Raw genomic sequence first — 8,796 nt, 5'->3', positions numbered from 1 at the left:
GCGCCCTGCTGGAGGCCGGAAAACTCGGCAACGCCATGCAGGCCGGCATCAGCCTGGCCGCCGTCCTGGCCGCCCAGCACCGCCACCAGGCCGCCCTGGCCCTGCTCGACCGCCTCGAACCCATCCGCGAAACCCACGCCGACGCGCACCAGACCCTGCGCATGGAACTGGTCCGCGCCGCCATCCGCGAACAGGGCCGCGACGACGCCCTGCGCAGCGTCGCCGCCAGCGCCCGCCACCAGGGTTTCGAACTGCTCGCCCTGCGCGCCGACCTGCTGCGCGGCGGCGCAGCGGCCAGCCGCGCCAGCGCCATCCTGCAAACACGCGGTATCGCCTTGCCGCACGACGCCTTGCCGATGTAACCCGGGCACCTCCCCCGGCGCAGGTCGGGGCTACGTCCCCGACGGCGTGGCACCCACGCTCGCCACGCCGCGCGCGTAGGCGCGACCTACGTCCCCGACGGCGCGGCTGCCTGCGGAATACCCAATGCCTCGATGAACGCTCCTGGCCGGTTGGCGATGGGCAGGTCCAGGCCGACATCCGAATCGTCGTTGAAGGACAGGTTCAGGGTCCAGGCGAAGCTGCCGCGCACATGCGACCAGCCGGTCAGGTCTTCCAGCGCGATGCAGACCTGCGGAGCCTCGATGCGGGTGCGGAAAATACCCTGGTGGTAACCGAACACGAACAACAGGCTGTCGGTTACCGCCAGCACCCCCTTGCTGTCCGGGAACCCGGCGGCCAGCGAGCCGGGCGGGCGGTGGAAGCCCTCGCGCGTGCGTGCGATGACCTGTTGGGACTGGCTGGCGGCGCGCTGTTCGGCATCCGCGCGCGACATCAGCGGGTTGAGTTCGCCTGCGGCCTTGGCCAGCCCGTAGGTCAACTGCGCCGCAGCGCTGCCCAGCCCCTGGAAATAACTGGCCGCGACCAGCGTCTGCCCGGCCAGGTCGGCCGGGCGTTCCTTTTTCACACGCGCCATCCAGCGATTCATTCCGTGGCTCCTTCGAAGCCATCGGCAAAGATCGCGCCGCCGCCGGGCTGGCCGTAGAGGATGGTCACGCTGCCGCTTTCGTCGCCGGGCACCAGTTCGTAGGCATCGCTGCCGACCGTGGCGGCCATCACCGTGTCCTGCAGCACGATCACCTGGCCCTCGAACTGCATTTCGGCGCGTTCGCCCGGGGCCAGGGGGCCGATGCTCCACACCCCGGTGACCGGTTCGTAGTCGCCGTGGGTGACGAAGTGATCGACCGGCATCAGGCCGCCGGCCAGCGGTTCGAGCAGCACGCTGGCCGCATCGGCCTCGCGCGGGCCGTTGTTGTCGATCGTGATGGTCAGCATCACCTGCTCGTTCAGGGTGGCCGCCTCCGTGTCGGCCTGGATGTCCAGCACCAGGTCGGTGAACGGATCGACGGCGGCAAAGGCCAGGTTGTTGAAGGGATCGGGGTCTTCGGAATGGCTGCTGGCCTGGGCCGAACTGGTGAAACCGCCGCTGCCGTTGACCTGCGTGCGCACCAGCAGGGTCGCCGACTGCCCGGCCGCCAGCGTGCCGACCTGCCACAGGCCGCTGGCCGAGTTGTAGCTGCCCTGGCTGGCGCTGTGATTGGCATAGCTGTAACCGGTCGGGCGCAGGTAATTCACGTCCACCCCGCTGGCCGGGTCCGGGCCGAGGTTTTCGACCAGCACCTCGAAAATCGCCTCATGGCCCGGCAGCGCGAACTGCGGGTCCACCGTGTGGGCGAGCTTGAGATCGGACCGGCTGAACAGCACCTCCGGCGTGGCCTCGGTCAGGTTGTTGTTGTGGTCCGGGTCGAATTGCTGGCCGTGGAAGGCGCCGCTGAGGGTATGGCCGCGCTCCTGGGTGACCTGCAACTGCAATTCCAGTTGCGCACCCTGGCCTGGGGTCAGGTTGTTGACCTTCCAGAAGCCTTCTTCGACGATGAAATCGGTGCCGGAACCGGCGTTGTGGCCGAGCAGGGTGTAGCCGACCGGGATGTCGATTTGCGCCCCGGTCTGGGTGGCCGTATCCGGGCCGCCATTGCTGGCCAGAAAACTGGCGATGAAGATATCGCCGGGGGCCACTTGCAGTTCGTCCAGATTGGGCACCAGCTTCAGGGCCAGATCGGCGGTGGGCGTGGCGGGCGGCACTTCGCCATAAAAGCGCTGGATGGGGGTCAGGAAGGTGGAGGATCCTTTCGAGTTGCCGGCGCGGTACTCGATGCGCACGTAGAACTTGCCCGGCAGGCCGGCAAACCCCTCCAGGCGCCAGTCGTCCCCGTCGCGGCTCATCCAGCCGCCACCGGCGGCCGGCGCAAAGTCGTCCTCATCGCAGCAGGTCTGCGAGACCAGCACTCGGGGCGTACCGAGCAGCGCCGGCGCCGAGCCGAAACCGGTCATGCGGTCCCAGACCAGGCGCTCGGGGTTGCCCGGTGTGCCCCAGACAATACGCTGGCGCAACGGCAGGCCGTCGGGGTTGGCGAGACGGACAAGGAAGTATTCACCAGCATTCAGCGAACGCCCGACCAGAATTCGACCGTCGGCGGTCATCTGCAGGCCGAGTGGTTCATACGTTACTTCCCCCGAAGTATACGGTTGCACGCCCGTCTGCAAGCCATTGCCGGCAGCGTTAAGCAGAGCAACCGCTTGATCTTCCCCATCAATAATCAGTTTGCCGACAGTGAGATAGCCGTTTCCTCTTTTCTGGACCGAATAAATCCGGCCGCCACCGAAAGGACTTGTCACGGTATGGTTGCCGTCCTGATCGATCATGGACCAGGCGCGCTGCGTACCACCGAATGAGTATCTAAAGTCCCCCCCTGCAGCAACGTTATTTACGGCCATAACGATCGACCAACATTGAGGATGTTGGCCGATGAACGTCGGGTCAAAACTCGTCCAGAGCTGACCGGTCGGGGTGAAGCGGGCGAGACGACGCGAGGAGGATTGACCAATACCACACGAGAACACCCAACCATTGTCATCCACAGCAATTGCAACGACATAACCTGGAGACTCCGTTTGATTCCAATTGGGATTGAAATTGGTATCCAGCGCGCCGTTCGGATGCAGCCGGGCGAGTCGTTGACGGGCCACGCCATTGACCTGGGTGAAATAGCCGCCGATTAGAATCTTCCCGTCATCAAGGACATGGATCGCGGAGACGTCGTTGTTGGCACCCGCCTGAAAGCTGGTATCCAGGCTGCCATCTGGATGCAGCCGGGCCAGTCGATAACGGGCCACGCCATTAACCCTTTCAAAGCCCCCGCCAATCAGGATTCGCCCATCCCTCTGCACGACCACGGCTTCAACAGTGCGACTGATGATGGGCGCAAAACTGCTGTCCACGGCGCCATTGGGATGCAGGCGTGCCAGATGTCTTCGGCTGGCGCCGTTGATATCAAAAAACCTCCCCCCGACAAGAACCCGGCCATCGCTCTGTACCGCAATCGCCCTCGGTTGATTATTGAATAGGCCTGCTTCCAGAAGCTGATCCACCCGCCCCTGCGCATCCAGCCGCGCCAGGCGGTTGCGGCCGAGGCCGCCGATTTGATTGAAGGCTCCGCCGAGCAGCACCGCGCCATCGTCCTGCACCAGCACCGCGCGCACGGCGGCGTTGGGGGTGACCAGTAGGGCAAAGCCGTTGTCGACGCTGCCGTCCTCGTTCAGGCGGGCGATTCGGCTGCGCGGGCCCACGCCGCTGGTGAAATCGCCGCCGATGAGGGCGCGGCCGTCGGGCAGCAGATCCAGCGCGTAGACCGGGCCGTTCAGGCTGGGCGGCTCGTAGTCCCCGTCCAGGCTGCCGTCGGCGTTCAGGCGCAGGACAAAGCCATCACCGTCGACCTCGCCGGCAACCAGGATGCGGCCATCGTCCTCGATCCGCAGGGCCTGAACCGTGCGCACACCGCTGGCCAGTCCCGCTGCCTGAAAGCCGTTGTCGAGTGAACCGTCCTCATTGAGCCGGTACAGGCGCCGGGCCGGAATCTGTCCGGCAATGCCGATGCTGCCGGCCACCAGCAGCTTGCCGTCGTCCTGCACCGCCAGGGCGCGCACGCTGCCGCTGAAATCCGGCGGCACGAAGCCGGTATCGAGCTGGCCGTTGTAGTTCAGGCGGGCAACGCCGGTTCGAGCCTGACCGCCGACGTTGGCGAAACTGCCACCGATGTAGACGCCGTAGTTGCCGGTCACAGGATCGGGCTTTTCGGCCAGGGCGTGAATATCGCCATCAGGATTGGAACTGAACCACGGCGACAGCAGCGCACCGTCGCCGTCCAGGCGCTGGATGCGGCCGTTGAAACTGCCGGCAATGACCAGATCCGTACCGCCGGCCAGCAGGCTGACGTTGACGTCACCACCGCTCAGATTCGGCCCGGCGAAGAACGAGGTGTTCCGGCCAGCCGCGTCGAGCATCGCCAGGCGCGAGCGCGGTGACCCGGCAATGCTGGTGAAGTTGCCGCCGACCAGGGTGCCGTGGGCGGTACTGGTCAGGCTGTGCACCGGGCCGTTGGGGCTGGGCTGGTAGCCGTCGTCCTCGGTCAGGGCCGCCACCGGCGCGGCGAAGGCCAGCAGCAGCGCCAGCCAGGCCACCGGCCCTTGGAATATCCTTCGGTTCGTCATGGTGTTTCTCTCCAGATCAACGGGCCTTCGAAGCCATCGGCGAAAATTCCCGCGTCCGCCGGCAGCACGCCGACGAATCCGCCGGAACCTGCCACCAGCAGCGAGCCATCGGCCATGAACAGGCATTTGGACACGGTGCTGTCCACATCGTCCGGGGTGATGTCGGAAAAGCCGGCTCCGCCATTGCCGGAAAGCAGCACCAGGCCGGTATGGCTGGACAGCGGCCGGCGTTCGCCCACCACCACCACGGTGTCGCCCCGCATGCACACCCCGCGCCCCCAGGTGCGTACCGAGGGCGTACCCAGCACAGCGGCGGAAATATCCACCTCCGCATAGCCGTTCATGTCGCGCGGGTCCGGCCCGCTGACCAGGATTTTTCCCCGCGTCGGCCCCTGGTGAACGCCCGTGGCTACCAGGCGCTGGCCATTCACCGCCAGCCCCCAGAGTTCGCCGCTCCAGGATGTCGGCAATACCGGCACGGCCGGCGTCATGGGGGCGGTGGCGTTCTGGTTTTCCGGCGGCAGGAACAACGTCGGCGGCTCGCTGATGGTGCTGCCGGTGGCCCAGAAGCGGTTGTCGTGCACCACCAGATCGGTCATCTGGCCGCCGGGACTCATCGTCGTCCAGTCCGATGCGCTGCTGCCCGTCCCGTCGGGGGCATGCAGCACCGATGCACCTGTGAGCGCCTCGGCCATCGAGCGGTTGTGCTTTTCCCGGTACGTGCCCACGTGGAACTGCCGCCCCACCTGGGCCACGCCCACCAGCACCGGCGTTGCGGCATAAACGGCACCTGGGGCCGGGGTGCCGGAAATATCCAGGCTCAGCACCATGTTCTTGGTGGTGGCGTCGAAACCGGCGATCTTGAGGTGGCCGTCCCGGCCCAGGCTGATCGAGCTGACCCGGAACTCGTTGAGGATGCCGGCGGGCGTTGCCTGCGGCGGCTCCCAGCTTGCCCCCATGTCGTAGCTCACCGACAGCCCGTAGCCCGTCGCCGCCGAGCCGCAGCCGACCCAGATGCGCCCATCCGGGTCCTGGAACAGGGCATCGGTGCCGCTCCCGCCAGGGCAGGTGTGCTGGCTCACCAGCCAGGTATCGTGGAACTGCGCTGCCACCGGCAGGCTCGCACACAGCGCCAGCACGCCGGCGATTGCAGCAACGGAAAAACACGCAAGGATTCTCATCTCATCACCTCGAAATCTCATGATTCAACCCAGGCAGCCCATCGGCACGAAGGCACCGGCGCATTCACTGCCAGTTTTCCCCCCAGGTGCCGCTGTTCCAGACCAGCCCGCTCGGCAACGCCGCGCAACTGGCCTGCACATCGGTCACCGGCGCGGGCGGCATCGTGCCGCTGGCCTGATCCAGGGTGCAGGCCTGGCCGGAAGGCTGGTTCTGCACGCTCACGCTGTACGCCGTGCCCGGCGTCAGCAGGGCGCTGAACTGGAACGGGCCATTGCCGCCGATGGGCAGGGTTTCGTCCACCGCAGTGGTTTGCAGGCGCAGCACCAGGCCACTGCCGGACAGGCCGGCCACCTGGCCGCCCAGCGTGCAGCACGGCGGCGCATCGCCCTCGAACCCATCCTGGAAGATCGGCGTGGCCGCGGCAGGCGCGGCCACCAGCGCGGCGGCGGCGAGAAGGACGCGGCGCATGTCAGTTGATCTCCGACAAGGTGCCAGCGCGCCAGTTGAATTGCCCTGTTGTCGAACGGTGGCGACCGCCACTCACGCTGGACTTGTCGCCGCTGGCCGTGTTCTCTTGGCCGCCGCTTACGCTGGAGTACTGGCCACTGGCCTCATTCATATAGCCTCCGGAAACCACTGCATGCCGGCCCCTGGCGATATGGCCGAACCCACCCGTCACCGTGGCGTAATTGCCTGTCACGGAGTTGGTTTCGCCAAAAGCCACGCCATAGAAGGCGCTGTAACGATGCCTTTCACCGACGATGAGACTGTGCGAGCCGCTGCGATGGTTGACGGCCCAGGTGCCGCCGTTGAACACGCAGTTCGGCCCATCGTCGTACTCGCCATCCGAACACCGGTAGAGCGAGCCGGCGGTGCCCGTGTGTAGTCTGTTGTGGCCGATGATGAGGTTGCCCAATCCGTTCGGGGTCGTCGCGTAAGGGCTGATCCCGTTCCTGATTTGCAGGTTCACCCCGGTAAGCCGGATGGTGGCGTAGCTCACCCCTGCATCGTTGGGGTCCGGGACATCGACCAGGGAAACGTAGGGTTCCAGCGCCATCACGGCACTGACCTCGATGGCGGCCACCTGGGATTGCAGTGCCGCCACCTGGGATTGCAGCGCTGCCAGGTGCGTTTCCAGTGCGGCGATGCGGGCATCGTTGTCGTTCACCGCCGTTCTGGTGGCGGCGAAATTGGCATTGACCTGCGCGGCCTGTGCCGGTGTGCCGGCGGAAAAACTGTGAGGAATCGTGAGTTCGCCGGCGTGGGCGGCAAACCCGGCGGGCAGCAAGGCAAGCGATGCGACGCGCACGATGGCGCAGCGGCGGAAGCGGGCAAGGCGGGACATGGGCACTCCATCTGTCAGGATCGGAGCCGCCACCGTGCGCCAGAAAACCCGCGAACGTCATGAAAGAACGGTCAAGTTTCGGTAAAAGAGCGGTAAAATTCTGGTCAGGGCGGCGATTGAAGCCGCATTCCCCCATGGCCGATGCTCCGAACCCAAAGCCCCTCTCCTCGTGCGGGAGAGGGGTTGGGGAGAAGGGGGGGCACCCCCGATCGCCCCGTCGCGCACGCAGGCGCGACCTACGGGCACGCCTGCGGCTGGGCTTCCATGCCATCGCAGAAGATGCCGTTGCCGCCACCGCCGCCGGGCAGGAACACGGCATGGGCGGCGTGGCCGCGATTCATCGTCAGGGTGCAGACGGGGTTGGTGCCGGTGCAGGCTCCGAGCCAGCCGGCAAAGCTGTGGCCGGGCGCAGGCACGGCGGTGAGGGTGGCGGTGCTGTTGGCGTTGAAGCGTGCCGAGCAGGCGGCCCCGGCGCTGCCGCAGTTGATCCGCGCCGGGGCGCTGGTGACGTTGCCCTGGCCTGCGCCGAGCAGGGCCAGGCTGACCGGATACTGGGTGATGCTGGCACCGGCCACGGCGGCCAGCGCCGCGCCCGCATCCACGATGCCGGTGCCACCGCCGCCGCCGAAGTAGGTGGGGAACGGGCGCGCGGTATTGCGCAGCAGGTTGGCGATCTGGTCCGGGGTGAGGTTGATGTTGCGCGAGAGCATCAGCGCCGCGACACCGGCCACGTAGGGCGTGGCCATCGAGGTGCCGTCCATCATGTCGTAACCGGCCCCCTCCGGAGCCGCCGCCGGAACGGTGGTGCCGAGGTTGATGGTGGACAGGATGCCGTCCAGTTGCGAGCTGCTGCTGTCCCCGCCCGGCGCGGACACGTCGTTGGCCGGGCCGTAGTTGGAATACACCGCGCGCGTGCCGGCCGGGCCGTTGGCGGCCACGGTGACCACGCCCTGGCAGTTGCCAGGGGTGGATTCGGAGGAAGGGATGGCATGGTTGCCTGCCGCCACGATCACCACCGAGCCGCGCGAACGCGCGCTGTTGATGGCGTTCTGGTAGGTGGGGCCGCAGGCGCTGACGCCCTGGATGCTCATGTTCAGCACCCGCGCCGGGCCGGCATTGGCCGGCAGGCCGGGGACGTTGCCGCCGCTGGCCCAGACGATGCCATCGGCGATGTCGGCCAGGTTGCCGCCGCAGGTGCCCAATACGCGCACATGCTGGAGCCATGCGCCCGGCGCGGTGCCGGCGATGCCCTCGCTGTTGTGGGTGATGGCCGCCGCGATGCCGGCCACATGGGTGCCGTGCCAGGAGGAGTTGCGCTGCGGCGCATCCGGCCCGCACTGGCCTGCCGTGTTCCAGTCGCCCTGATCGGTGGGATCGTTGTCGCGCCCGTTACCATCGCGGCTGTTGTTCGGATCGGAAATCATGTCCATGCCGGCCAGCGTCTTGGCATCCAGATCGGGATGCAGGGTGCGGCCCGTATCGATCACCGCGATCACGACGCCGTTGGTCCCGGCCAGCCCCCACGCCGGTTCCACATTGATGCCGCCCGCTGGCCCGAGCAGGCCCCACTGGTATTGCAGGTGCGGATCGTTCGGCAATGCAGCCGAGTACATCCGCAGGTTCGGCTCCACCGAGACCACATCGGGATTCTTCGCCAGTTC

Annotated in this window: 7 protein-coding genes; 1 reads left to right on the top strand and 6 read right to left on the bottom strand. The window is 66.9% G+C overall.

The window, feature by feature from the left end; translation table 11 throughout:
• Window positions 1–362: hypothetical protein (locus WCZ84_RS12920; RefSeq protein ID WP_372686690.1), on the top strand; the 362-nt coding region annotated here is incomplete at its 5' end.
• A gap of 86 nt (window positions 363–448) precedes the next feature.
• Here the strand turns inward: WCZ84_RS12920 and WCZ84_RS12915 are convergent.
• From WCZ84_RS12915 to WCZ84_RS12890, 6 genes are all read right to left on the bottom strand, one after another.
• Window positions 449–988 carry a hypothetical protein gene (locus WCZ84_RS12915; protein WP_372686689.1) on the bottom strand — a complete coding sequence of 180 codons (540 nt, stop codon included), beginning with the start codon at window positions 986–988 and terminating at the stop codon, window positions 449–451.
• Window positions 985–4,608 carry a hypothetical protein gene (locus tag WCZ84_RS12910; RefSeq protein ID WP_372686688.1) on the bottom strand — a complete coding sequence of 1,208 codons (3,624 nt, stop codon included), beginning with the start codon at window positions 4,606–4,608 and terminating at the stop codon, window positions 985–987. Before WCZ84_RS12910 ends, WCZ84_RS12915 begins: the two co-directional genes overlap by 4 nt.
• Complete coding sequence (locus WCZ84_RS12905; protein ID WP_372686687.1) at window positions 4,605–5,789, bottom strand: sialidase family protein; 1,185 nt, start codon at window positions 5,787–5,789, stop codon at window positions 4,605–4,607. The genes WCZ84_RS12910 and WCZ84_RS12905 overlap by 4 nt, the downstream gene beginning before the upstream one ends.
• 64 nt (window positions 5,790–5,853) lie before the next feature.
• Window positions 5,854–6,258: a hypothetical protein gene (locus WCZ84_RS12900; protein WP_372686686.1), complete on the bottom strand. Its 405-nt coding sequence runs from the start codon at window positions 6,256–6,258 to the stop codon at window positions 5,854–5,856.
• A gap of 1 nt (window position 6,259) precedes the next feature.
• Complete coding sequence (locus tag WCZ84_RS12895; RefSeq protein ID WP_372686685.1) at window positions 6,260–7,135, bottom strand: hypothetical protein; 876 nt, start codon at window positions 7,133–7,135, stop codon at window positions 6,260–6,262.
• Between the two features lie 236 nt (window positions 7,136–7,371).
• Window positions 7,372–8,796, bottom strand: a 1,425-nt coding sequence (locus WCZ84_RS12890) for a S8 family serine peptidase (RefSeq protein ID WP_372686684.1), incomplete at its 5' end; no start/stop codon positions are given.

The organism is Castellaniella sp. (assembly GCF_041675725.1).
Lineage (GTDB): Bacteria > Pseudomonadota > Gammaproteobacteria > Burkholderiales > Burkholderiaceae_B > Castellaniella.
Note: the sequence above shows the minus strand (reverse complement) of the source record. Positions and strands in the feature narration are given on the sequence as shown.